Genomic DNA, 24,496 nt, shown 5'->3' with positions numbered 1-24,496 from the left:
TTATTTAAGATCTAAAAGTGCAACATTTTCAATATGGTGAGTATGAGGAAACATATCCACCGGCTTTATTCTTTTTACTTCGTATTTATCAGCTAACAAGGCTATATCCCTCGCCTGGGTAGCAGGATTACAACTAACGTATACTATTCTCTTAGGTTGTGCTTCTAATAAAGCATTTACAACATCTTTATGCATTCCTGCTCTGGGAGGGTCAGTAATTACTGTATCTGGATACCCTTCTTTCTCAAACATATCTTTATTTAGGAGATCTTTCATATCTCCAGCATAAAAAACAGTATTATCAACCTTATTATTAGAAGAATTTATCCTGGCATCTTCCACTGCAGCCTCTACATATTCTATCCCAACTACCTTTTTAGCAGAAGAAGCGATAAAATTAGCAATGGTCCCAGTACCGGTATACAGATCATATACAATCTCATCTCCTTTCAGGTCAGCAAATTCCCTGGCCAAATTGTACAATTCAAAAGCCTGATCGCTATTTGTCTGGTAAAATGACTTCGGACTGATCATGAAAGAAAGATACTCATCGCTGTCTTTGCTAAGAGGCATTCTTTCTTCAATATCAGGCTTACCGTTATAAACGATCACTTCCTGATCAAAAAATGTTTCGTTTTTCTTTAGGTTAATGATATATTGAAGACTGGTTATCTCAGGAAATTCATTCTTGAGAAAATCCATTACAGATTCAATCTTTTCAGGTTGGTCCTCTCCAAACTGTACGATTACCATCAATTCCCCAATAGAAGAGGTTCGAATAATGAGGTTTCTTAATAATCCGGAGTGTGATTTAAAATCATAGTAAGATAGATTATTTTCCTTAGCAAAATCCCTCAAGGCATTTCTGACCGCATTACTTGAATCCGTTTGTAGCCAGCATTTTTTCACATCAACTACTCTGTCGTGGCGACCGGGAATATGAAATCCGACGCCATTTCTATCCAGGTCTTCTTCCGATGCAATTTCATCTTCCTCCAACCATCGTTGATTGCTGAAAGTATATTCAAGCTTATTTCTATAAAAAGTAGTTTTCTCAGAACCTAAAGGACTTTCTATCTCTACACCTTCAACCCCTCCGATTCTTTTAAATGATTCTACGACTTGAACATGCTTGAATTCAAGCTGTTTTTCATAAGCAAGATCCTGCCATTTACATCCTCCACACAATCTGAAATGCTCACAAAAGGCTTCCTCCCTGAAAGGGGATGGAGATAAGTTAGCTAAAACCTTTCCCTCAGCATATGAAGGTTTATTTTTATTGATCTTAACTTTTACAATGTCACCAGGCACCGCACCGTCTACAAAAACGACTTTATTGTCGGTTCTGCCCACTCCACGGCCTTTATCAGCGATCCCCGTGATTTCTAAAGAGTCTATTATTCTGCGTTTTCTTCCCATCAGATTGCAAAACTATAAAAAAGTAAAAAGGTCAACACCATATTAATCAAGTATAAATGCTATATTTATAACGTTATGAAAAATATTTTTATCGTTATATTTATTTTTATAACCTCATTCTATCAAACCAAAGCATCTCATATAGTTGGTGGAGAAATAACTTTACAACACCAGAATGGCTTTAACTATAAAGTGAGAATGACTTTATATTTTGACCAGGTCAATGGTTTACCAGGTGCAGAAGATCCAGAGGTTATGGTCTATTTATGGGAAAAAAGGACTGGGGCAAACCGTGCAAATTTAATTTTACCCAAGATTTATGACATCCCGGTATCTTATACACAGCCCGAATGTGTGGATGCCAGATTACGAACAAAAAAAATAGTATATGAAACCACAGTTTTTCTTGATCCTAAGATTTATAACGATCAGGAAGGATATTATATAACGTGGGCAAGATGCTGTAGAAACTACGTAATAGATAACATCTATAGTTCAGATCCTGAAACTGGTGGAATAGGTGCTGGTCAAACTTTTTATACTGAGTTTCCCGCAGTTGTAGATATTGAAGGCAATCCCACTCAAAACTCTTCTCCTATAGATTTTGAACCGCTAAGAGATTATGCATGTGTAAACAGATACTTTGAAGCTGATTTTTCAGGAGTAGATACTGATGGTGACAGTCTTGTTTATTCTCTGGCTCATCCCTTAAGTGTAATTGAAGCGATCCCTACTCCACCTCCTACGCCTGCTCCCTATCCGGAAGTCATTTTTAAACCTGGTTTCTCAGCAACTAATATGATCCCCGGAAATCCTGAAATATCAATTTCAGAAAATGGACTGATCTTTCTGAACCCCTCACTTACTGGTTTATTTGTCTTTGCTGTTAAAGTAGAAGAATTTAGAAATGGGAAAAAGATCGGAGAAGTTAGACGTGATTTTCAAATGCTTATTATTGACTGCCCAACGCAAGGCAATAAACCCAAACTGACAGTTAATGAGCCGGAAACTAATGAAATCACGGAAAATGATATCGAAGTTGTTTTCACTGGAGAAGATCAGACCTGTCTCGATTTCTTTATTCAGGATGAAGATGGTGGAGAAAATGTTGAAATCAAGGCAATCCCTGTCAATTTCAGTGCATCAGATATTGATGGACTCTTTAGTATTAAAAGTGGATTTCTGAATGGAAGTGAAGACACACTTAAAACTAGCATCTGTATTCCTGATTGTCCTTATATTATCAATGAACCTATGATCATTGACTTTGTGGCAATAGACGATAACTGTCCTCAACCATTAGCAGATACCTTAAGAATATCATTGACGATCATAAGGCAGGATAATGTAGCTCCTGATCTAAATCTGGATCGAACAGAAGTGACGATCACTCCCGGAGATAATTTTCAATTACCATTTGACGCTTATGATCTTGATTCTGATTCTATATTTGCCCAACTCATGGGTATAAATACCAGAGACCTGCCCGACAGTTTAAAATTCAGATACCAATCCCAATTTGATGAATTAAATGGTTCTTTGAGCTGGAATCCACAGTGTTCTGATCTGAATCCAGATCTGAGTCCAGTTTCATTCGACATGCAGATACTGGTGAAAGATGACGATAAGTGTAATCCTAAATTTGACACAGCCACAGTTTCCATTACATTAGCTGATGACGAATCTAATTTTGATAGTTATGAACCTGCTAACGTGATTACAGCTAATGGTGATGGTATAAATGATGCCTTTGTAAGTTGTGAATTTGGGAATTGCGAAAATTCATTTATTCTTCCACCGGATAACTGTGCAAATCAATACGAAAGCATCACCATTCTTAATCGCTGGGGCCAGGAGGTTTACCATACTAAGGAAAGAGATTTCTACTGGGATGGAAACGATAATTCTGCCGGGGTTTATTTTTATGAGATTAAGTATACAAACCGAAGTTACAAAGGGCATATCTCCTTATTGAGAGGCAATTGATTTTGCAAGCGATTAAGCTTTATCCATATTTATTGTAGTTTTGCAGATAAATTAAATTCAGGATGAAGGATAAAGTCGTTTTAATTACAGGAGGAAGTTCAGGAATTGGAAAAGCTCTTTCAGAGGTATTTGGTAAAGCCGGAGCTCGAATAGCTATTACAGGCAGAAATATTGAAAAGCTGGAAGAGCAAAAAGAAAAACTTAAATCTGAAGGTATTGAATGCCTTGCTATCCAGGCCGACTCATCATCAGAAGATGATAATTACAGAACTGTAAGTGAAACGATCAACACCTATGGAAGTATTGACATCCTGATTGCCAATGCCGGAATTAGTATGCGGGCTATGTTCGAAGATCTGGACATGAAGGTTTTTGAAAAGGTCATGAATGTTAATCTTTACGGTCCGGTTTTCCTGATTAAGGCCGCACTCCCCTATCTTAAAAAGTCAAAAGGTAATATTATAGGTGTTTCATCATTCAATGGGTTTAAAGGAACTCCAGCGAGAACAGCTTACACTGCTTCTAAATTTGCTTTAGGGGGCTTTCTTGAAGCTTTACGATTGGAACTTATACCTCATAACATTCACGTAATGACTGTTTACCCTGGCTTTACGGAATCTAATATACGGAATACTGCTCTAACCGCTAAAGGAGAAGCTCAGGGCAAATCACCTTACGAAGAAGGCAAGATGATGTCATCAGAAGAAGTGGCATTGAGAATATTCAAGGCTACAAAAAAGAAAAAGAGAGAATTATACATGGGCTTTGAAACTAAGATGGGACGATTACTGAATAAATTCTTCCCCAAGCTAACCGATAAGATGGTGTATAATCATATGAAAAAAGAAGAAGGATCGCCTGTGAAATAAAAATCACACAATTACTATTCCTGCATTTCTATCTAAGCATTAAGTACGTTCTAATTTTTCTTCTAAGCAAAGTGGTATTTAAAATCCTAACCCCCTCAGGGTTACCTTCATAAATCGAAATGTATAAAAAGCGAATTATTAGTTGATTTGAAAAACAAAACAACAATGGTTTTTCATAGGGATTTAAAACTAAAAACAGGATAACGCGCATTTTTTGGGAAACCCCCTCACATACTATTTTTAATGATTTTTTTAACTAAAACATCTATTTAAATGAACAAGTATTACATTTTGTTATTTATTCTTTTGTTTGGGATAACCAGCTGTGAAGAAGAGGAAGAGGTAACTAAGTCATTCACATTGACAACTCAGGTAGAAGGGTTTGGATCTGTTAATCCATCAACTAAAGAGGTGTTATCAGGACAAACAATTGAAGTAACAGCAACTCCGGAAACAGGAAATTTTTTTAACGGTTGGACCGGCGACATTACTTCAAATGAGAATCCATTGACAATAACGATGGATAAAGACATCAATCTAATAGCCAATTTCAGGGAACTAACTGATGCTGACATGATCAAATTAGCTGAAAATGGCGTTACCTTATACTGCCTTCCACAAGCCGAAATTGGAAAGAAATATCCTTATAATGGCCAAATGTATGAAATTGTTGACAGCACCAGGCTTTATACTATGGTTGCAAATAATGAGGATGTCACTAAGGTAATCACGACAAATATTACCAACATGAAACTTCTTTTCAGATTAAAAGAAAATTTCAATCAAGACATTTCTGCATGGGATGTGAGTAATGTAAAAGATATGAGCTATATGTTTGATATAGCAAAATCATTCAATCAGGATATTTCTGCATGGGATGTTTCCAATGTGACAAACATGTTTTTCATGTTAAGTGAAGCAATTGCTTTCAATCAGGATATTTCGACTTGGAACGTAGGTAATGTAACTGACATGAGGGGCTTATTCTATGGAACTACAAATTTCAATCAAGACATTTCTTCATGGGATGTTAGTAGTGTCACAAATATGGCAGGTATGTTTTATCAGGCTTCTTCATTCAATCAAAATATTTCTACCTGGGATGTATCAAATGTCACGAACATGAGTCATATGTTTGGTAATACAACCATTTTCAATCAGGATTTATCTTCTTGGGATGTCAGCAAAGTCACTAACATGAAATCCATGTTCAGAAATGCCACTGGATTCAACCAGGACATTACTACCTGGAATGTGAGTAATGTAACCGATATGACAGCCATGTTTGAAGGCGCAAGTGCGTTCAATCAGGATTTAAGTCTCTGGGATGTTAGTAGTGTAACATATATGAACTACATGTTTGGTAGAACTGATGTATTTAACCAGAATATTTCTTCCTGGGATGTAAGTAGTGTTACAAATATGGAAAACATGTTTTTTGAAGCTACCGCCTTTAACGGGGATATATCAGGTTGGAACGTTGGGAACGTAACAAATATGAATTTAATGTTCTATAAAGCTAATGCCTTTAATCAAAACATTTCAAATTGGGACGTAAGTAGCGTAACTACAATGGAATGGATGTTTGCACATAATAATACGTTTAATCAGGATATTTCCAGCTGGGATGTAAGTAGTGTTACGAATATGACACGAATGTTTTACTATGCTTCAGCGTTCAATCAAAACTTATCAGCCTGGGATGTAGATCAGGTTACTAGTTGTACCGAATTTGCAGCTTTTGCAACTAATTGGACTGAACCTAAGCCAACTCTTACCTGTAATCAATAATACTAATTCACTAAAATTTTAAAGCTGTCCAATCGGGCAGCTTTTTTTAGATTAATAACCAGACGCTTTGAAATTGAATGCTTATCCAAAAACTTCTATATTTTTTTATTTAGATTATTTAATTATTACTTTCGTACCGACTTTTAAAATAATTATTTTTTGACTGTAACTGGAATTTATTAACAACCAAATATCACTATAATTATAAAAGGAATTAGAGGGTTGAGATGAGGATTATCTCTTCTTGAAAAGCACACAATATTTTTTATAAAAGGCTTTACTGCTCCCTTCATTTTTTTATCAGGATATGTATTTCTAAAAAAACACAATGAACAAGTACTACATTTTTTTTACCTTCCTTTTATTAGGTTTTTCAAGCTGTAAATTGCCTGGTAACAATTATGTAGAAACACCAATCAATATTTGTATCGAAATTATTAGAACCTTTAGTCCTTCTTTACTTCACGAATAAAAAAGGGAAGGACAAATTCTACATTGTCTGAAATAGTCAAGATAATAGATCAAAAAGGTTACATTATTGAAGCCCCCCTAAAGGAATAGATCAAATATTAAGGATGTTATATCACAAATAAAAAAGGCAATCTATTATTCCTTAGCTCCAATATTCGATCATTAGGAAAGTATTGAAGAACAACTTTTAAACAATTTTATTTGTAAAAAATTAATTAAGGTTTTATTATTGGCCTGGTATTTTCAGCCATGATTTTTCAACTGAAATTATACTTTAGCAGCTAAAAAAGTCATTCTTTCAACATTTAGTATTTGTAACTGGATATTTATTTTTTTTTTTAAAATTCATAATATTTTTTTCAATTTAAAATAGGTAATCTTTTAACCAATTTTTATTCAAAAGTGTGAAACGAGGCATTTTTCGAATCACGTTTCAACCTGAATTTCAATCAAACCAAACCACCATTCCACAAAATTATGGATTACACCAATCATAATGATGCTAACAATCACCCATTAAATCCCTGGAGATTAATCGGAGACCCCCTTTCAGATTCGATTATAACCAATATTGTTAGACACAATGAAGGTCATCGACTCCATGAAATAATATTTGGTCTGATCAGAGAAATAAAAACACCTGATAGAATCACCAACAATTTACATGTACCAATCAGGGAAAGTATTATTGAATTCTTAGAAGAGACAAGAAATTTACCTTTATGGGTAGATCCTGAGTTAATCAGGAAAGGCGAAAAATTTTACAGCAAATACAACATGGAGATATGTTTTTTACTAACATTTAAATCTCTACCACTTTGTTATGTATGCAGTAATGGAGCCAAAGCACTTTATATCACAGGAAAAATGTCTCCGTCTACAGATTCGAAATCAATCATCTCCCGGAGGTTGAAAGAAACAATGATGATGATTCATAAATCTTTTTCTCCTGACGGACTATCAATAGAAGGAGAAGGTTTAGAATATATCCGAAAATCCAGGTTGATACACGCATTAAACCGATATTATCTGAAAAACAAAAAATTGAATTCAGAAAAATGGGATACCTCTAGCTATGGCTTACCTCTTAATCAGCAGGATATGGCCGGGACGTTAATGTCATTCTCTCCGATTGTATTAAAAGGATTTGATCAATTAAAAATATCATTGACAGAAGAGGAAAAAGAGGCCTATACTCATTACTGGAGGGTAATCGGGCACTTATTAGGTATTGTACCGGAATTAGTACCTGACAATCACGAAAAGAGTTGGGAGTTAGCCATTAATATTATAAAACATCAGGGAGCTGCTTCTATTCATGGACAAGAACTTACTAACAAATGGATACAATATATCAATTCCATGTATTTTGGTAATCTTTCTAACTCTACGCCATCATCAATTATTTCCCATTTCACTGATGATGTAAGTAAAGCAAGCAATTTAAATATCTCAACTATCCTTGGAATTAGAGATTCGAAAAACCTGAAGGATAAAATGATAATACAATTTATGACCAGGGTCTTTCGGCTTCAGCATAAAATTTTACCTGAAGGATTAATCGAGTTTAAAAATAAAACTATACAAAACAATTATCTATATGCTTAATCTTTTAACACTGGATAACAAAGTTACCAGCAAAAAAAACACTTTAGTTATCTTAGGCACGCAAACTATTATGATGGCATGGACAATAATTAGTTCATACAATCAACTTGGGTGGCAATCGGCCCAGCAAATCACATTTTTCATCTTTGGATTTTTTATCATCTATGCAATTTATTCAAAAGATTTACTGATGATTAAGTTGATTATTTTTGGATTGGCAACCGGTCTTACCGAGATATTTGGAGATCATTATTCTGCATCAATTATCCAAAAACTAAACTACCCACAAGAAGGACCAATGATTCTAAGTTCTCCTCTTTACATGCCTTTCGCGTGGGCGAACGTAATTATACAGCTAGGTTATTATAGTATATTACTAGCTCAATGGAAAGGAGTCCATATTGCAAGTATCACCATTACAATTGGTGGCGCAATCTACATTCCCTTCTATGAGCAATTTGCCAGAAATGCCGGATGGTGGCACTATGCTGATTGTTCAATGTTCATGGATGTCCCTTATTTTATAATTATTTGTGAGGCACTCTTTTTCATGCTTCTTCCTGTTTTGATAATTATTTCAATAAATAAAAAGCTTATTTGGTCTGCTATTTCAGGGGCGTTATTAGGTTTATGGATTTTAGCAACTGCCTATATTGCATATCAATTATTCCCTTAAAGATTTGTCCAAATAAAAATGGCACAATAAGCGATCTCAGAAAAATCAGGTATGCTATTATTTTAAGATGAGATTAACTTTATGGAATAGCTTCACTTGTTAGCATTCTTTTGAAAAACATTTAATAAAGCCTCCAAATATATTGGGGGCTTTAACATTTTAAAAAGGAAAAGCTTTAATAATAGCTGATTTAAGTTTTTAGAATATTGAGCACTTCATGAAGATTAATCATGAAATACCTGGAGATTCATTAAGAATATTCAACTAATCTTTGGTGATTAAATAATAATTCAGGAATTATTTATTCTGAAATTGACATCAAATCATATACCTCAAAGACTTCTTTTTAACATAAGCCTCAGTACCTTCCCATTTGATCTTAGCCCAGACATCTTGCTCATCAATGATCTCGACCTGGTGACCTGGAGAAACAGTTTTGATCAGGTCGGCTCCTGCTGAAGGCCCATCCATAATAAAGGTTTTCTCTTCAAAAATTATCCCTTTCTTATTTGGAGTAAGAAAGTTTACCTGTAAAACGAGAAATCCTAAAAACACAAAGAAAAATATTGAGGAGGCAATAGGGAATGATTTATTTTTCTTTCTCTCTACCCTGACCAGGACAGTTAATAAAATAATTATCGCCAAATTAACTACAAGGATATAATTCTTATATCGTTGATAAAAAGAAGCCAGGGCTGAATCAGAATCCACACTGTACCCTTTAAAATCATTCTCATCAGCAATTTTGGCCATGTGCTCCCTGATGACATTATTCCTTGTCTTATCATAAGCCACACCTAACAAATAAAGTGTTTCGGGGTATTCCTGAAGGGCTTCTTTGATGTAAGCCATCTTCAATATCATCGAATTTGAATATTTTTTTTCTTCCAAATAAAGTTTCTCATAAAGATCAAAAGCCTCTGTATATTCACCCTGAACAAACAGAGTATCAGCTTTTTGCAAAACTTTCTTTGGAGGCATTTCACTCCCCTCTTCCTGTGCCATTATTAGGAAGGTCGAAAAAAATAATAAAATTATAATTCTTAAGTGTGGCATTTTACCTCTGAGTGGTTATTTTTGCATCGCAATTAAGGGAAACAACGGTATTAAAACAAGCTTGAAACCCTTAATTTACGTTAAAAAAACGATGATTCCGTAGCTCAGTTGGTAGAGCATCTCCCTTTTAAGGAGAGGGTCCTGGGTTCGAGCCCCAGCGGGATCACAAAAGCCTCAGCAGATAAATGTTGAGGCTTTTTTTTACTCCATCATAATCCCTGACAATTCTGATTTTTTTAAACCTATCATCGATATCAATAATGAACAAAAAGGATTGTCAAGTTTCTCTACTTCTATAAATGATTTTATCGTAATTTTTCATTTTGAAAATGATGCTCACAGGTAATCAATTAGTTGTTTTTTTCCTTGAAACATAAAATTCTTTCAATCAAATCATTTAAAAACCCGATGTAAAATACACCATTAGTGATATGTCAATTATCTCAACAGAAAAACAAGTCATTAATTAATTTTTCATTTCATGTAAGTTTTAGCTAAAGGCAGAGTAGCATATCATATACTGATTTGATATCATTACAGTTATTAAATATTTCGATTATGCGACCAGCTATTACTATTGAAACTTTTATCGGAAAGCTAGATACCATCCAATTTCAGGCTAATCAGGTTCTGAAAAGCAAACCTCTTCCTGCAGCTATTAACGCTTATTCCAGATATTCAAAAAATCTTAAAGAATCAATCCTGGAACATGTCAAGGATGAAGAGATTATTGAAATCACCAATGAGATTCCAGAATTCACTTATGAACCCTCTGAAATTAAAGCATGGCATTACATCGTTTTCCCAATAGCAATTGCTAAAAACTTAAAAAATAAAAACCGTCTAAGACAATGCCTGGATATGATAACTGATGGCCGAAACAAATATTCAAAAATTGAATTTTTAATCAGGGGTGAATACTAAAAACAGGTTCAGCTGATCCAAATCTACCTTTTAGCCATATTTTTCATATCAAAATGCTGCTTAAAAAACTCATCACACCAAAGACATACATTTTTTAATTCCCCACATCTTTTCTTTGCATGTTCTTCCGATACACCAATTGATTCTCCCATTTTAAACGGATTTCCCTTATCTATCATTTCAAACACAGGATGTCCCGACACCTTCTTCAACACTTCACTTACTTTCTCTTTTCTGGCGTCTCCCATAGCATCCACAGTTCCGGGGCAACACGGATTTATCGCCCACAATTGAATACTGATTTCCTGAGGAATATCTTCACCTCCATTTAAAAAACCTATACCGCCACTCAACACTCCACAGAAATTATGTTCAGGATCCTTTTTCCAAATATTCTTTTTTAAAGCTCTGCCTCTCGCCCAATTTCCGCCAAGCCACATATCTTCATTAGCTCCCCAATAGCCCCAGGTCACTCTCTCCTTTTTAAGATAATTTTCTTTATCTATTAACGGGTCCTTATCATCACCACTTACTCCACAGCTTTCAAAGATATCGGAAAGCTCCATTAATCGATTCCCCTGGTGTTTATGATATCTGTCTATACTGGCTATGTCAAAACGTGTAATCCCTTTCTCAATCAAGGTTACCAATATTTCTCTGGTTAGAAGGTCGCCATTGGTTTGAAGCATTACCTGGGTTTGGTCACCATATTTTTCTTTGATTTTGTCAAGGATCAAATACAACTTCTTTTTCTCTGCGAGAGGTTCTCCACCCGAAAGAATTAACCGATCTACCTTATCTGGCATATTCTCGATCACCTTTAAACATTCTTCCTCAGAAATCCTGGCTCCGTGTGGACCACTATTATTATAACAATGGTCACATTTATCATTACACAATTGTGTAAAAACCCAGTATAAAGACTCTACATGATTAAAATCTTTCATTATCCTTCAAGTTCCTTCCAAAAATTAATTTCATTCTGTAATCCTGTAATCGAATCTTTTTGCATCTCAGCCAGGGAGGAATATTCCCTTATTTTTCCATTTTCTAAAAACCCATACCTGTCACCCATTATAAGGGCCTCTTTTAAATCGTGTGTAACGAATATCGAGGTAATCTGATGTTCTTCCTCCACCTTTTTATAAAACGTCTGCATGCTCGCTCTTGTTTGAGCATCTAGGTTTCCAAAAGGCTCATCAAGCAACAGCAACCGGGGACTTGCTAACAATGCTCTTCCAAAATTGACCCGTTGACTCTGTCCTCCCGAAAGCTGGCCAGGATGTTTATCCAGTTGATCAGCAATACTTAACTCTTCGGCCATTTCTTCGGCTTTCCTCTTAATCATATCTTTTGATAATGTTTTATTTAACTTCAAAGGGAATTCCAGATTACCTCTTACAGTCAAATGAGGAAAAAGAAGTGGTTCCTGATATAAATAAACCACTTTGCGAAGTTCAGGAGCTTTTTCACTTATATTGATATTATCGAATAAAATCTCTCCACTATCCTGTCTCAAAAGGCCGGCAATTATTTTCAACAACGTAGTCTTACCTCCTCCTGATTTCCCCAGGATGCTTAAGGTTTTATTTACCTGCAGATCAAAGGAGATATTCTTCAACACCTCAACTCCTGAATAATTCTTTGATATATTAGTTACCTTTAACATTATCTCAACGGTGAAAACTTTATACTTTCGGACATCCACCTCCTGTTTATAAATAAAAGAAATAACGGTGGTGCAATCATTAGACAAGAAGCAACTGCTGCATAATAAGGATTTGCCTCCTGAATGTACATATAGATCTGGACAGGCAGTGTCTTCACTTTTCCAACTCCCAGTAAATTAGTTAGCCCAAATTCAAACCAGGCTATAATAAAACACTGAAAAAAACACAGACTGATTACTGGCTTACTTACAGGAATAACGACTTTTGTCCATGCGGAAAATTTGTTTCCGCCAAGTGTTCTGACCAATTGCTTCATATTTATCAGATTCTCATTCCAATATCCCACAAAAAACAGCACCGAATAAGGATAGACGATCATAAATAAAGCAACAATCACACCGATCAAACTTCCGGATAACCCTGCTTTAACAAAATAGACCTGTAGCAATAATGCTAAAACAACAGGAGATAAAACATAAGGAAAGTAAGCTGAAAGTAGTAATGTATTTTTATACCTTGATTTGTATATCACTTCTGAAGTTGCAAAGCCAAGAGACACTGATAAGATAGCAGTTATCAATGAAATGATTAAAGATAACAGCAAACCACTTAGTAAAAGGCTTTCTGAGTCTAATAACCTTTCCCATATATTGATATTAAATTCACCAAATCCAAAAATGGAGGGAAAAGCCCAGTTTGTAAACAAAGAAAAAATAAATATCCAGATTATCGGAAATACGATAACTGAATAAATAAGAACTTTGGAAACATTTCTAAACTCTACCTTCATCTGTTCTAAATGATCTCTTAAGTGAAAATAAAACAATAATTAAGACAACTATAGCATATAAAAATGCAGCTCCGTAAGCAACAGGTTTGTCGTACAAGTCAAATCGCTGCATTTTTTCAAGGGTAAATACTGTAATCATTCTTGGAGACTGGCTACCAAGTAATAAAGGAACTTCGTATGATCCGGCTACAAACACCAGGTACAAGATCAATAATACACGGCTTTTTAAAAATATTATTGGAAGCCTGACCCGCCAGCTAACTTCTGAATCAGATGCTCCAAAGTTTTTTGCCAGAGTAGTCAGCCTATCAATTTTCTCTGAATTATGAATTCTGATAAAATAAAGTGTGAAAAAAGGAAACGCCATGACTACATGGGTCAAAATGACGATAGTTCCAAAATTATCATTGACCAAGACAGGAAACTCTCCAGGATTACTTATCAACCCTAAATGATAAGATAACCTGGAAATAAATCCAGCTCCACTGAACATGAGATAATGGTAAAATGCCCAAACCATTGGCGGAATACTTAGGGGAATAAACATTATCAATTGTCCTTTACCAGAACCATTTATAAAAAAGGGATAGATAAAATATGCTATGAAAAAGGAAATAAAAATTGTTATAGCACCAATGATCAGACTGTAAAACAAAGACAGAAAAAAACCGGAAGAATATAATATTTCCTTCCAATAACTGAAAGTCAATCCTTTACTGATCACACCTGTTATGCCTAAGCTATATAAAAAGGCATATATCAGTCCGGCCAGCACCGGAACTACTGTTATCACGAGAAAAAACGATATGAGGATTTTCTTCTTCAAAAAATTTAAGATTATTGTTCAATAATTTTTTGCCTGAAATCCTCAAAAAGCCGGATCATATATTCTGGAGCGGGTTCTTCTAATGCCAGCTCATAAATCTCCTCTCTATCGGGAGCATATTTTCTTTCTTCAATAGATTCAAAAGCAACTTTTAAACTATCTGGCAATTCATTCAATGACAATACAGTACCATCTCCCCAAACTGAAGGCTTCATTTTGTGTAATTGAGCCTCGGGACTGATAAGGTAATTGATCACCACGGCAGCAGCTTCCTTTTTATCTGATCCTTCTACGATTCCAAGGTAATGAGAATTTCTGATCGTGCCTTCATTGAATATAAATGCACGCGAAGATTCAGGAAAGAGCCCCTGCAAAATCTTATTGTCAACTTCACCATCGTTATTGCTCATTGTAAATGCTAATTCCCCGTTAGAAAACAATTGATGCATCTGGGCTATATTAGCAGGGAATGTTTCTCCCTGACGCCATAAGTACGGCTTAATTTCTTTTATATAATCCCAAAGCTTATCACTATACTTGGAATAAACCTCTTCTGAAAATTCACCGGTAAATAACTCAGGATCCCCGGACAAGCCAATCATCCAGGATTTTAATAATGTTATCCCGGTAAAATCATTACTTAGTGTAAACTGCCCGGGATTATCTTTCACCCATGTTTTTAACTCTTTAAGGCTTTTCGGCGGTTCTTCGACCATATCCTTATTGTAAATCAAAGCTAACTGCACATTTCCCCACGGACACTCATAGCCATCAATTGACTGTTGAAAATCCTTGTTTATAAATTTATTGGAAAAGTCTATAAACTTTGTGTTAGGCAGTTTTTCAAGAAAAGGGCCATGAAGTGCTCCGATCTGTCGTAACTGATAGAAGGTTTCCCCGTTGATCCATACCATATCTAATTCACTGGAAGAACTACCAGCTTCCAACTCTGCGATCAAAGTACTAACGATCTGGTTACCCTGTCCTGAGACTACTTCGAGATCAATTCCAAATTTCTCCTTCACATTAGGCACGACATATGAAGAAACATATTTATTAATGTATGGATCCCCCTGCCACATCATCCAGGTAACTTTTTTTCCTCTGCTACTTTTTAGCACTTCACTCCAATCATCAGAAATCTCTTCACCTTTATCACTTTGCTGTTTTTCCGAATTACATCCTGAAAGAATAATTACAAATAGGAAAATTATATTTCTCAACATCATTAAATATTAAAATAAATATCTGACTCCAAATTGAAATTGCCTTGGTGGTGCAGCATTTCTGAAGGTAAAGGTATTATTGCTCTTTGGACCGGCCTGGATCTGATTACTCTGTGTTGCATTGTTGCTATATCCACTGTAATTCACAGCATCAAATAAATTAAATACATCAGCTCTCAGTTCAAGTTTATTATCTGAAAGATCAAAATGATATTGAACTCCCAGATCAAAAGTATTTGACCAGGGTAGTCTGTCATTGTTTCTACTTTCACCGGGATATCTATCTGAATTACCAACATAAGCATCACCAAATGAAGACCCATCACCATTGAGGTCGGTCGTACCAAATCCGTCAGGAATTCTGTTAACAGGTTGCCCGCTCTGGATAAGTGCAGCCATTGATACTATAAGCCCATCAACAGGATAATAATATAACATTGCATTAATCACATGTCTACGGTCGTTAATCGATGGTCCCCACTCTCTCTCAAAGTTGTTGGCATCCATTGCCCTGAAATTGATATCTTCAGTATTGTTTTCAAGCTTAGAGAGAGTATAACTCAGCCTGTAGGCAAAATCACCATCAGCTTTATCTTTTATCAGGTTTAAATTTAATGCCCAATATCTCGATTCACCTTCCGATTCAGACACAACCACATTTCTTGCTACACCGGTTAAGGTTTCACCATTTATGATAGCAGAATTATCAATTATAGGGATTGTCCGCGTAGCATCAGCCTCATCTGTTGATCTGACATCTTCTTGCGTAAAATCTGGATCATAAACTATTGAATAGGCTTCCGGGGCATTCAGGTTTCTTAGCCTGAACAAATTATAAGACTTTGTATGAATCAGGTCTGCATAAAATAAAACATTATTTTTGACCTGATATTGATAACCTATATTAAACTGATGTGTAACCGGGTTTTTGAAACCTTCAGGATTTAAAATTCTTCGCTCTCCTGAAAAAATTGCATCTCGTTCTCCTGTGACTTCATCAGGTGATGGACCGTTTAAATAAGTAATTTCGGAGCCATCAAAAGTTGCTGTGAGATTTCCATCAAATGTTATTTGATCAACATCAGTATCTGCTAGCAAATCACCTGCATCAATTAAAGCCTGAAGTTGCTTTTTATAATCAGATCCTGTAGTGTTTTGCTGTAATGCATCACTGACAACTGCATATAGGATCTTTTCATAAAACATCCCATACCCCATCCTGACACTCATCTTATCATTCAGCTTATAATTCGCATTAAAACGAGGAGCCAGGTTATTAAAATCCCCATCACTACCTCCAATAGCAGAAAGATTATCATAATCATACCTTAATCCGAGAGTCAGGTTGAGGTTTGAATTGACCGACCATAGATCTTCAAGGTAAATACTATATCTGTTTTGTATTTTCCCGAACGATTGCGGCCTGAGCTCAACATTGTATTGCAATACCTCTACATCAGAAGGGATATCATTCACATTTAAATTTGCCCCTTTATTAAGGCTTGCCAGCTCATCAAGCTGCTGTTGATTAAGCTTTACATCATAATTGCCATTAGGATTACCTCCTCCAAATAACTGATGATCACTGCTGATAAATTCTACTCCCGCTTTAAAAGAATGATCTTTAAGAATCCAGGTCTGCTTGTGTTGGAAATTTATAGTGTTTTCCTGTTGATCAAACACATAACCTGGATGACCTAATACAGCTATTACCTGACCATCGGGATTTCTAACAACCACCTGTGGATCATCGGGATTTTCCGGAGTTGCATAATCCCACTTGAATCTACCATATTGAAAATTAGTTTCTGCAATTCCTCCTCCGAGAGGATAGGTATTCTGCAAGGCAATTAAAAGCGAATTTCTTTTTTGAGTGTTACCGGCAGACGGAAATGACACACCGCCTTCTAACCCTCCTCCCTGTCGTTCTATATCGATCAATCCTGCATTAACTCTAAGCGAGGATCTGACACGGTTATTCCACTTATGATCAACTTTTGTAGAAAAATAGGAAAATCTATTCGATCCGCGGATTGTTTCATTAACCCCAAGTTCAGGAGATGATAGCAAATTATCCTTTGTATCAAAAGTTTGTTCGGCATTGAGGTAAAGAAAAGTTTTATCTTTTTTAAGTGGTGACCCAATTCCAAAACCGAATTGATGTCGCATAAAACCATCTTTGACCTGATTGCCACTCAAATCTCTTTGAGCGAATGGAGATGAAGAATCGATCACCGGCCCCGGACGAGATAGGTAGAATACTTCTCCATCGATTTGATTAGTGCCTGACTTGGTCGTAACATTAAAAATACCATTACCAGTCCATCCATATTCAGCACTGTAATTATTCGTCAAAACAGTAATGTTTTGAGTGAACCCAACAGGAACGTTGAATTTCATTCCCCCCAGGAAATTCTCATTATTTTCCATGCCATCAATCAGATAGTTGGTATACAATGAGTTTGCCCCATTTATTGAAACATTGGGAGCCTCAGGGAAAAATCCGGTAGCCTGAGTAACGTTGGGAAGCCTGTATAATGCTCTGGTTATATCTCTACCTTCAACAGGTAGGTTCTGAATATCTGACTGCTGAAGTTCTGAGGAAACTTCAGCATTAACAGTATTGATTTTTGCCAGTCCGCCGGAGGTTACTGTAAATTCCTCTAATTGCCTCGTTTTCTTTGGCAACAGAGCGATAACATAGCTTGCTTTCTGATTAGAACGCAACCTGAGTTCATCCTGGTAAAAGGCTGTAAAAGACTCATTACCGGTAAATTCTAAACTATACTTTCCGGATGTACTTAATCCATTAAGTCGGATTTTCCCTTGTTGATTAGTTTTCACTTCTTTCAAAAATCCAATATTTTCGTTTTGGATCAAGATCGTAATTTCTGTAATTGGCCTGTTATCTTCCACAGATACCACACTGATTTCCATACTGGCCTGACCTAACGAAAGAAAAGCAGATGAAATAGTGAACAAGGCCATTATATAAAATGGTCTCATTAATAGATTTAATTTTTGTCAATTGATAATTTAAAAATGAAGAGATACAGGAAGTGGTGGTCCGCGCTCTGATTTTATGAGAAAGATTTCAGACTGGTAAAACCCAGAGTAATTAGGCTGGTAATAATCAAGATTTAACAATCTCTTTAATTGTAGAACAAAATCATTACTACATCCCTTCTTTATAACTGTGATTATATCTTTGTATGTGTGTATTTCTGTAAACCTAGACTTAACAACACAGCCTTGATATAGATCTTTTAAAGATTCAAATACACGGTTAGTATTCCAGGGGATTTCCTTAAAATCTTTTCTATTCCATGATTTAAAAGGGATGGCAATCAGGTAAGCACCACCTCTTTGAGTTGGCCCTAATATTACATTTCCTTTTTCAAGTTCAGTTTGAATCAATGAAAAATCTATATCCAAAAGTTGAGGACTATCACTTCCGACAGTAATCACATTGTTAAAACCTTTTTGAAACAGATCTTCGATAGAATTGGTGAGTCTCTCCGAAAAATTACTACCAACCTGTATAGATTCATCGTATTGGTAAACTGGCAAACCAGTCGAATTCAACTTAGTTTTGATACCCCGAATAAGCAAACTAACTATTTGCCGATTTTTACTTTTATCACCATGGACAACCCGTACTGCAGACTCTGATTTTGGAGTCCTGCTAAAGAACAGGATGGCGGTATTTTGCGAATAAGACTTCACTATACAATATTAAGCTTTATTATTGGAAAAGGTTGTCGGAGAGTTGACAGATTCTATCAATAAATGCTGCGAAAAATGGTAAGATCAGACGTTTAAAAATCAATTTTAAAAAAAAATAAAGAAAGGTTGGCAAATTTAAACAGGCTACATATCTTTGCATCCCATTTAAGGAAAAACGGAGCAAATTCTAACCATAAATGGACTAATAAAATAAGATTCCGTAGCTCAGTTGGTAGAGCATCTCCCTTTTAAGGAGAGGGTCCTGGGTTCGAGCCCCAGCGGGATCACAAAAGCCTCAGCAGATAAATGTTGAGGCTTTTTTATTTTCTCACCCCACGCCACCAAAGTAAAACTACGTTACCCTGACATTCCTTAAACACTAACAATATAAATACTTGATCTTCATTTAATTCCACCTTACTTAACAATATCATTAATAGGATTCGTGATGGGATCACAGAAGCTAATTACAGAGATAGCAACTACTCTATAACCAATCTTTGCCATAAACAAAACTTATATAACCGAATAAACTACGTATACTCCCCCTTATCAAAATTAATTTCAGTTATTAAAATATTTATTTTAGTTTACCACCATAAATGAACATTTTGATCAATCGGATAAAAAAGTACAATGAATTAATAATATGGATTGGAGCTTTAATAGCACTATATATTATTTCGCCTTCAGGCAATCATTTCACTTTGTGTCCTTTGTCAAATATGGGATTTGAATTTTGCCCGGGGTGCGGACTTGGAAAAGGAATACATCATATACTTCATGGAGAACTGAATAATTCTTTTGAAAGCCACTTCCTTGCTATTCCGGCATTATTAATACTTTTAATGAGAATCTATAAATTATCACTAAAATGCATCAAAGAATCATACAGGAAATCCCCGGTGTAGAGGGTGAAGAAATCGTAATGATAAATGAATTGACAAAAGACATGTCGAACGAATCATTTCGAACTTTTTCAAGAATCTATTCAGGAAAAAGAAAGTCAAGCGAATTAATTCTTATACTAACAATCGTGGGATTTTTCGGTATCGCCGGTATTCAGCGAATCATTACTGGTGAAATCGGACTTGGAATTCTTTACTTTTTCACTGCCGGTCTTTGCTTTATTGGAACGATAGTTGACCTGGTGAATTATAAAAGAATTACAATAGAATTTAATCAAAAAATGGCTGTTGAATCTGTAGCTATCACACAGAGCTTAATGAAATCAAATGGTTAGCGCCGACCAAAAATAGCATATACGATCGCAGTCAGAATATTAAAAAATATGGCTGCGATCGTCCATATAATTTTACCAAGATTATCATACCTGTCTTTTGACCAAACATCATATATCACCCAGGCCATACACACCAATCCAATAACATAAAGTATCTTTTCCATAAAAACTCTTCTTTTTACTTTCTATAAGATATTAATAATTAATTAAACGTTTATCTTCAACGGCTTTTCCTTGTCTTATATTTATAGATAACAGAAGTAATAATTGTTGAGTAAACTATAGCAGATATAAATATCACTATCACATGCCCTATTTTCACTTCCTTATGCTCGGCCATGATGATTATTCTTATTATAAAAATCACCACTGCTATCACCAAAAATAATACTGTCATTAAACTACTACCTTTTTTCTTCACTCCAGTTTTTTCAAGTTTTAAGAACCAATAAAAAAATATTATAAGACCAATCGCAGTACTAACGTGTTGAATCATGTAGAATATTGGATATGAAGTTCCAAAAATGGGTATCCCCTTTTTAAGAAATGGAAAAACGCCTACCATAAATCCATTCCCATGAGTAAATGAATCCCAAACCACGTGTGTTAACGCACCAATCAAAACACTTACTATAATCCAAATTGCATTTTGTTTAAAATAGGACCACCACCTGAACTCTCTGTATTTCACCATTCTTTCAGATATAAAGGGTGGTGAGTTATCGATTATAAACTCTTTACACAACTGATGGTAAATAAAACAAAAAGCTATCCCTACAGGAAGATCAAAGTAGAATGCGCCTAAAAAGTCATGACTAAATTCACTTTTCAGACTCATTCGTATAAAATATTCAAAATCCGGAGTCATACTGCCTATTATCAGGCCAGTTAAACTTAACAGCTTAATTCCCCTTAATGGTAAAACAGCAATAGTATGTGATAAAGTAAACGGCATGTCTAATTTGTATCAATTGTTAAATTACAAATGAAATACTTAATAACAATTCATCATGATTATTAACCACTGAAATAAATATCATTTTGTTAATCTTTTTTTATTCAACATTTTTATAAAAATTATTCAATCAAAAAATACTATGTTGTTTTTTACTCTAATTAAACATCGGTTTCTGGAAGCTTTTCGCTCAAAAATCCTTTCCAAAAACCTGGCAATAATGCTTGTTATGGCATTTTTGTTTATTTATTTCAGTTCTGTATTTATATCATTAGGATTTTTTCTTGGAGATATATTAAGAGGTATTTATCCAGACAATCCAATTCTAACGAGCTTTTTTACAGTTATAGTTTACTATTACCTGGCAGAAATTCTTTTAAGATATTTCCTAATGGATATTCCGGCGGTAAAATTCCAGCGGTATATACTTCACCCATTTAAAAGAAAAAGCCTTGTTAATTCAGTATTACTTTCATCTGTTTTCGATGCTTTTTACTTGTTTCCTTTAATGATTTTTACTCCATTTATTTATCAGTATGACCTGGATAATAAATGGATGATTTGGGTGACTTTACTTATTATGAGCACAGGTAATCACTTTTTCGCTCTTTATCTAAAAAAGAAAGGTGGTTCGTCTCCATTTATCGGAATTATTTTATTACTGATTACAGCGGCTATTATCTATCTGGATTCGATTAAAATTATTCCGATTACGCCAAATATCGCTGAATATTTAACAAGAGCAACCGAGGAGCCACTACTATATTTAGTTACTTTATGTTATCCGGTTTTAGCATATTTAGTCTCATTCTTATGGATGTATAACCACGCATATCTGGATGAAATTTCTATTAAAAAGTCGAATAACGATCGCCTGACCACAAACCTTTCTTTTGGTAAGAAATATGGTAAGATTGGTCAACTGATGGAATTGGAAACTCGTTTGATTCTGAGAAATAAGCGAACCAAACAGCCATTATTTATTTCGTTTGTCTTCCTGTTATACGGACTTATCTTTTACACTAATGACACTTACAGTGAGCAGCAATGGATATTAGTATTCGCAGCCATATTTGTAACCTCTATGTTTGCTATGCAACACTTACAATTCACCTGGTCATTAGAAAGTAGTTATTTCGATCATCTGATAACAAATCCAATTTCTTTCAGTGAGTATATGGAAGCGAAATTCAGGCTTATTGCTGCTTATTGCGGAGGTTTGACTCTACTAAGTTTAGGATATGCTTTTCTTGATCCTGCATTAGCATATCACCACATATTCGCATATATATTTGCAATGGGCACCCTGGTTCCAATGTATTTCTTTTTCTCAACATTTAACTCCAAAAGAATTGATCTTGGAAAAGGAGCTAGCTTTAATTTTCAAGGTCAAAGCGGTCATCACTATCTTGCTATTATCCCGGTTCTTGCCGGTCCATGTATTCTCTTTTGGTTGATATCTTTGGTTTCATCTGAATTAATAGCATGGATATCGTTGGGAATGATTGGAGTGATAGGAATAAGCCTTCGGAAGTTATTTTTCAAAGCAATCGGAAAGAGACTTGAAAAAAGAAAATATATTATGTCAACCGGATTTAAAGAAAACTAAAATGGAAAATATAATTAACGCATTAAATATTAAAAAGCAATACGGAGATCAAACTGCTTTAAACATTGAATCTCTTACTGTTAAAAACGGCGAAATATTTGGCCTTGCAGGTAATAATGGCGCTGGAAAAACAACTTTATTTAGCTGCCTTTTAGATTTGATCAGACCCACTACAGGTGAAATCAGCATTAAAGATAAGCCTGTAAACAAAAATTCTGAATGGAAAAAAATTACCGGCAGTTACCTGGATGAAAACTTCCTGATAGATTTTCTAACACCAATGGAATACCTGAAATTTGTAGCTGGATCTCATGATGTTAATTCTAATGACATTCCTCAAATGCTGGAGCCATTTAAGAATTTCATGGGTGAAGAGTTATTGAACTCAAAAAAATACATTAGAGACTTATCAACGGGTAATAAAGTGAGAGTCGGAATTACTGGGGCAATGTTTTGGTCTCCTGAATTATTAGTTTTAGATGAGCCTTTTGCACATCTTGACCCGTCATCTCAAATAAAACTCAAAAATTTACTTAAAGAATACAATGAAAAAACCGGAGCTGCAATTTTAGTGAGTTCTCATGATTTAAGACATGTCACTGACCTGTGTTCAAGAATTGTTTTGTTGCATGAAGGTTTGATCAACAAAGACATCAAAACATCAACTAATACCCTGCAAGAACTCGAAGAATATTTCTCAGTTGGGTAAAAATTGAAATCTCAAAAAAATCATAAAAAGGCCTGATAAATTTCAGGTCTTTTTTTGTCAACTTTCTTGAAATCTAATTGTTACTTTGGTCACTTATTTTACTAAATAAACTGAGTAAATTTATTATAGTATAAAAAAAGAAAAAATTATAAATAAAATTTCAAACGATTGTAAACCTATTAAAAGGCAAAATCGTATTTATAATTGAAAATATACTATGGAAAATTATTGTTTAACTTTAAACAGTTGTAGTTATGAACATGTCCCTGCTTTCATACTCCAAAACAATCCTATCAAAAGTTAAGTGTTACCCAAATATCTACAAAAAAGAATATAAGAAAGCCATTAAAAATCTTGATCCTCATGAGGCAAGAGAACTTAAGGAATGGCTTCAGCAGCAAGAGGTTGAATTTGCTGAAATACCGGCCTGATTGAAGGCAAAACTTTAGAATTATCTAGCTATCTGAGACCTTTTTAAAAAAGTTAAAAAAATCAGGGCTGAATATTCAGCCCTGATCAATACTCTATATCAATTCGGCATCCAGGTTTATTTTAGCATCGAGTAGCTTCGATATCGGACAATTATCTTTAGCATCATTTACCATTTCAGTAAATTTATCATTTTCCACTCCAGCTACTTTAACCTTTGTGATAAGAAATACCTCTTTAATTGCACCATCTTCAAGAATTACCTGGGATTCAGTATTGATTTCTTCAGCTTCGAAATCATTTTCCTGTAACACAAAAGCAAGTTTCATTGAAAAACAGCCAGCATGGGCTGCTCCGACAAGTTCTTCCGGGTTTGTACCTTCCCCATCCTCAAACCTGGATGAAAACCCATAATTACTGTCTTTTAATACCCCGCTTTGGGTTGAAAGTTTTCCTTTACCAGTTTTACCAGCTCCCTTCCAGACAGCTGTAGCTTTTCTTTTAATTTTCATA

The 24,496-nt window shown here is 35.0% G+C and carries 23 protein-coding genes and 2 tRNA genes; 13 read left to right on the top strand and 12 right to left on the bottom strand.

The window, feature by feature from the left end; genetic code table 11:
* Positions 1–1,419 (bottom strand): 23S rRNA (uracil(1939)-C(5))-methyltransferase RlmD, encoded by a 1,419-nt coding sequence (gene rlmD / locus OO013_RS06325; protein ID WP_266055855.1) that lies wholly within the window; start codon positions 1,417–1,419, stop codon positions 1–3.
* A gap of 75 nt (positions 1,420–1,494) precedes the next feature.
* Between rlmD and OO013_RS06320 the strand changes: the two genes are divergently transcribed.
* The 5 genes from OO013_RS06320 (at position 1,495) to OO013_RS06300 (ending at position 8,820) form a co-directional block, all read left to right on the top strand.
* Positions 1,495–3,405: a T9SS type B sorting domain-containing protein gene (locus OO013_RS06320; RefSeq protein WP_266055854.1), complete on the top strand. Its 1,911-nt coding sequence runs from the start codon at positions 1,495–1,497 to the stop codon at positions 3,403–3,405.
* Positions 3,406–3,467: 62 nt separating this feature from the next.
* The gene (locus OO013_RS06315; protein WP_266055853.1) at positions 3,468–4,274 is read left to right on the top strand and encodes an SDR family oxidoreductase; all 807 of its coding nucleotides are present in this window, start codon (positions 3,468–3,470) and stop codon (positions 4,272–4,274) included.
* Positions 4,275–4,547: 273 nt separating this feature from the next.
* A complete protein-coding gene (locus OO013_RS06310) occupies positions 4,548–6,065 on the top strand; it encodes a BspA family leucine-rich repeat surface protein (protein ID WP_266055852.1) in 1,518 nt (505 codons plus the stop codon).
* A 948-nt stretch (positions 6,066–7,013) separates the two neighbouring features.
* Positions 7,014–8,144, top strand: coding sequence for an oxygenase MpaB family protein (locus tag OO013_RS06305; RefSeq protein WP_266055851.1), 1,131 nt, complete (start codon positions 7,014–7,016; stop codon positions 8,142–8,144).
* Entirely contained in the window at positions 8,137–8,820 is a 684-nt protein-coding gene (locus tag OO013_RS06300; protein WP_266055850.1) for a DUF6989 domain-containing protein, read from the top strand. Before OO013_RS06305 ends, OO013_RS06300 begins: the two co-directional genes overlap by 8 nt.
* 318 nt (positions 8,821–9,138) lie before the next feature.
* Here OO013_RS06300 and OO013_RS06295 read toward each other — a convergent pair whose 3' ends face one another.
* Positions 9,139–9,825, bottom strand: a complete 687-nt coding sequence (locus OO013_RS06295) for an SH3 domain-containing protein (RefSeq protein ID WP_266055849.1) — start codon at positions 9,823–9,825, stop codon at positions 9,139–9,141.
* 144 nt (positions 9,826–9,969) lie between these two features.
* Between OO013_RS06295 and OO013_RS06290 the strand changes: the two genes are divergently transcribed.
* Positions 9,970–10,042: transfer RNA gene (locus OO013_RS06290), tRNA-Lys, on the top strand.
* 392 nt (positions 10,043–10,434) lie between these two features.
* Entirely contained in the window at positions 10,435–10,800 is a 366-nt protein-coding gene (locus OO013_RS06285) for a hypothetical protein (protein WP_266055848.1), read from the top strand.
* Positions 10,801–10,823: 23 nt separating this feature from the next.
* On the opposite strand, the gene OO013_RS06280 is transcribed toward OO013_RS06285, so the two are convergent.
* Genes OO013_RS06280 through OO013_RS06250 form a run of 7 tightly spaced genes read right to left on the bottom strand, consistent with a single transcriptional unit; the run spans position 10,824 to position 19,038 of the window.
* Positions 10,824–11,747: a radical SAM protein gene (locus OO013_RS06280; RefSeq protein WP_266055847.1), complete on the bottom strand. Its 924-nt coding sequence runs from the start codon at positions 11,745–11,747 to the stop codon at positions 10,824–10,826.
* Positions 11,747–12,469: an ATP-binding cassette domain-containing protein gene (locus OO013_RS06275; protein WP_266055846.1), complete on the bottom strand. Its 723-nt coding sequence runs from the start codon at positions 12,467–12,469 to the stop codon at positions 11,747–11,749. The genes OO013_RS06280 and OO013_RS06275 overlap by 1 nt, the downstream gene beginning before the upstream one ends.
* On the bottom strand, positions 12,469–13,260 hold the full coding sequence (locus OO013_RS06270) for an ABC transporter permease (protein ID WP_266055845.1): 792 nt from the start codon (positions 13,258–13,260) through the stop codon (positions 12,469–12,471). Before OO013_RS06270 ends, OO013_RS06275 begins: the two co-directional genes overlap by 1 nt.
* Complete coding sequence (locus OO013_RS06265) at positions 13,244–14,086, bottom strand: ABC transporter permease subunit (RefSeq protein ID WP_266055844.1); 843 nt, start codon at positions 14,084–14,086, stop codon at positions 13,244–13,246. The genes OO013_RS06270 and OO013_RS06265 overlap by 17 nt, the downstream gene beginning before the upstream one ends.
* An 11-nt stretch (positions 14,087–14,097) precedes the next feature.
* On the bottom strand, positions 14,098–15,312 hold the full coding sequence (locus OO013_RS06260) for an ABC transporter substrate-binding protein (RefSeq protein ID WP_266055843.1): 1,215 nt from the start codon (positions 15,310–15,312) through the stop codon (positions 14,098–14,100).
* A 9-nt stretch (positions 15,313–15,321) separates the two neighbouring features.
* Positions 15,322–18,318, bottom strand: a complete 2,997-nt coding sequence (locus tag OO013_RS06255) for a TonB-dependent receptor plug domain-containing protein (protein ID WP_266055842.1) — start codon at positions 18,316–18,318, stop codon at positions 15,322–15,324.
* 30 nt (positions 18,319–18,348) lie between these two features.
* Complete coding sequence (locus tag OO013_RS06250; protein WP_266055841.1) at positions 18,349–19,038, bottom strand: DUF2064 domain-containing protein; 690 nt, start codon at positions 19,036–19,038, stop codon at positions 18,349–18,351.
* A 214-nt stretch (positions 19,039–19,252) separates the two neighbouring features.
* Between OO013_RS06250 and OO013_RS06245 the strand changes: the two genes are divergently transcribed.
* The 3 genes from OO013_RS06245 to OO013_RS06235 all read left to right on the top strand — a co-directional run bounded on the left by OO013_RS06245 (position 19,253) and on the right by OO013_RS06235 (position 20,281).
* Positions 19,253–19,325: transfer RNA gene (locus tag OO013_RS06245), tRNA-Lys, on the top strand.
* Between the two features lie 315 nt (positions 19,326–19,640).
* A complete protein-coding gene (locus OO013_RS06240; protein ID WP_266055840.1) occupies positions 19,641–19,949 on the top strand; it encodes a DUF2752 domain-containing protein in 309 nt (102 codons plus the stop codon).
* Complete coding sequence (locus OO013_RS06235; protein WP_266055839.1) at positions 19,913–20,281, top strand: TM2 domain-containing protein; 369 nt, start codon at positions 19,913–19,915, stop codon at positions 20,279–20,281. The genes OO013_RS06240 and OO013_RS06235 overlap by 37 nt, the downstream gene beginning before the upstream one ends.
* Here OO013_RS06235 and OO013_RS06230 read toward each other — a convergent pair.
* Together OO013_RS06230 and OO013_RS06225 are read right to left on the bottom strand one after the other, a co-directional pair.
* The gene (locus OO013_RS06230) at positions 20,278–20,445 is read right to left on the bottom strand and encodes a PLDc N-terminal domain-containing protein (RefSeq protein ID WP_266055837.1); all 168 of its coding nucleotides are present in this window, start codon (positions 20,443–20,445) and stop codon (positions 20,278–20,280) included. The two genes, OO013_RS06235 and OO013_RS06230, sit on opposite strands and share 4 nt — an antisense overlap.
* Before the next feature lie 56 nt (positions 20,446–20,501).
* Positions 20,502–21,236 carry a DUF4184 family protein gene (locus OO013_RS06225; RefSeq protein ID WP_266055836.1) on the bottom strand — a complete coding sequence of 245 codons (735 nt, stop codon included), beginning with the start codon at positions 21,234–21,236 and terminating at the stop codon, positions 20,502–20,504.
* A 142-nt stretch (positions 21,237–21,378) separates the two neighbouring features.
* Here OO013_RS06225 and OO013_RS06220 point away from each other — a divergent pair, with 142 nt between their 5' ends.
* From OO013_RS06220 to OO013_RS06210, 3 genes are all read left to right on the top strand, one after another.
* Positions 21,379–22,845, top strand: a complete 1,467-nt coding sequence (locus OO013_RS06220) for a DUF5687 family protein (RefSeq protein WP_266055835.1) — start codon at positions 21,379–21,381, stop codon at positions 22,843–22,845.
* A gap of 1 nt (position 22,846) precedes the next feature.
* Positions 22,847–23,554 carry an ABC transporter ATP-binding protein gene (locus tag OO013_RS06215; RefSeq protein ID WP_266055834.1) on the top strand — a complete coding sequence of 236 codons (708 nt, stop codon included), beginning with the start codon at positions 22,847–22,849 and terminating at the stop codon, positions 23,552–23,554.
* A gap of 254 nt (positions 23,555–23,808) precedes the next feature.
* Positions 23,809–23,985 carry a hypothetical protein gene (locus OO013_RS06210; RefSeq protein WP_266055833.1) on the top strand — a complete coding sequence of 59 codons (177 nt, stop codon included), beginning with the start codon at positions 23,809–23,811 and terminating at the stop codon, positions 23,983–23,985.
* 93 nt (positions 23,986–24,078) lie between these two features.
* On the opposite strand, the gene OO013_RS06205 is transcribed toward OO013_RS06210, so the two are convergent.
* Complete coding sequence (locus OO013_RS06205; protein ID WP_266055832.1) at positions 24,079–24,495, bottom strand: OsmC family peroxiredoxin; 417 nt, start codon at positions 24,493–24,495, stop codon at positions 24,079–24,081.
* Between the last annotated feature and the right edge of the window lies 1 nt (position 24,496).

The sequence above is a fragment of the Mangrovivirga halotolerans genome, assembly GCF_026241165.1.
GTDB lineage: Bacteria > Bacteroidota > Bacteroidia > Cytophagales > Cyclobacteriaceae > Mangrovivirga > Mangrovivirga halotolerans.
Note: the sequence above shows the minus strand (reverse complement) of the source record. Positions and strands in the feature narration are given on the sequence as shown.

Bases quoted from the DNA above. Each gene is read 5' to 3' on its own strand.
- rlmD (WP_266055855.1), bottom strand. From the start codon at position 1,419: ATGGGAAGAAAACGCAGAATAATAGACTCTTTAGAAATCACGGGGATC.
- OO013_RS06320 (WP_266055854.1), top strand. From the start codon at position 1,495: ATGAAAAATATTTTTATCGTTATATTTATTTTTATAACCTCATTCTAT.
- OO013_RS06315 (WP_266055853.1), top strand. From the start codon at position 3,468: ATGAAGGATAAAGTCGTTTTAATTACAGGAGGAAGTTCAGGAATTGGA.
- OO013_RS06310 (WP_266055852.1), top strand. From the start codon at position 4,548: ATGAACAAGTATTACATTTTGTTATTTATTCTTTTGTTTGGGATAACC.
- OO013_RS06305 (WP_266055851.1), top strand. From the start codon at position 7,014: ATGGATTACACCAATCATAATGATGCTAACAATCACCCATTAAATCCC.
- OO013_RS06300 (WP_266055850.1), top strand. From the start codon at position 8,137: ATGCTTAATCTTTTAACACTGGATAACAAAGTTACCAGCAAAAAAAAC.
- OO013_RS06295 (WP_266055849.1), bottom strand. From the start codon at position 9,825: ATGGCACAGGAAGAGGGGAGTGAAATGCCTCCAAAGAAAGTTTTGCAA.
- OO013_RS06285 (WP_266055848.1), top strand. From the start codon at position 10,435: ATGCGACCAGCTATTACTATTGAAACTTTTATCGGAAAGCTAGATACC.
- OO013_RS06280 (WP_266055847.1), bottom strand. From the start codon at position 11,747: ATGAAAGATTTTAATCATGTAGAGTCTTTATACTGGGTTTTTACACAA.
- OO013_RS06275 (WP_266055846.1), bottom strand. From the start codon at position 12,469: ATGTTAAAGGTAACTAATATATCAAAGAATTATTCAGGAGTTGAGGTG.
- OO013_RS06270 (WP_266055845.1), bottom strand. From the start codon at position 13,260: ATGAAGGTAGAGTTTAGAAATGTTTCCAAAGTTCTTATTTATTCAGTT.
- OO013_RS06260 (WP_266055843.1), bottom strand. From the start codon at position 15,312: ATGTTGAGAAATATAATTTTCCTATTTGTAATTATTCTTTCAGGATGT.
- OO013_RS06255 (WP_266055842.1), bottom strand. From the start codon at position 18,318: ATGAGACCATTTTATATAATGGCCTTGTTCACTATTTCATCTGCTTTT.
- OO013_RS06240 (WP_266055840.1), top strand. From the start codon at position 19,641: ATGAACATTTTGATCAATCGGATAAAAAAGTACAATGAATTAATAATA.
- OO013_RS06235 (WP_266055839.1), top strand. From the start codon at position 19,913: ATGCATCAAAGAATCATACAGGAAATCCCCGGTGTAGAGGGTGAAGAA.
- OO013_RS06230 (WP_266055837.1), bottom strand. From the start codon at position 20,445: ATGGAAAAGATACTTTATGTTATTGGATTGGTGTGTATGGCCTGGGTG.
- OO013_RS06225 (WP_266055836.1), bottom strand. From the start codon at position 21,236: ATGCCGTTTACTTTATCACATACTATTGCTGTTTTACCATTAAGGGGA.
- OO013_RS06220 (WP_266055835.1), top strand. From the start codon at position 21,379: ATGTTGTTTTTTACTCTAATTAAACATCGGTTTCTGGAAGCTTTTCGC.
- OO013_RS06215 (WP_266055834.1), top strand. From the start codon at position 22,847: ATGGAAAATATAATTAACGCATTAAATATTAAAAAGCAATACGGAGAT.
- OO013_RS06210 (WP_266055833.1), top strand. From the start codon at position 23,809: ATGAACATGTCCCTGCTTTCATACTCCAAAACAATCCTATCAAAAGTT.
- OO013_RS06205 (WP_266055832.1), bottom strand. From the start codon at position 24,495: ATGAAAATTAAAAGAAAAGCTACAGCTGTCTGGAAGGGAGCTGGTAAA.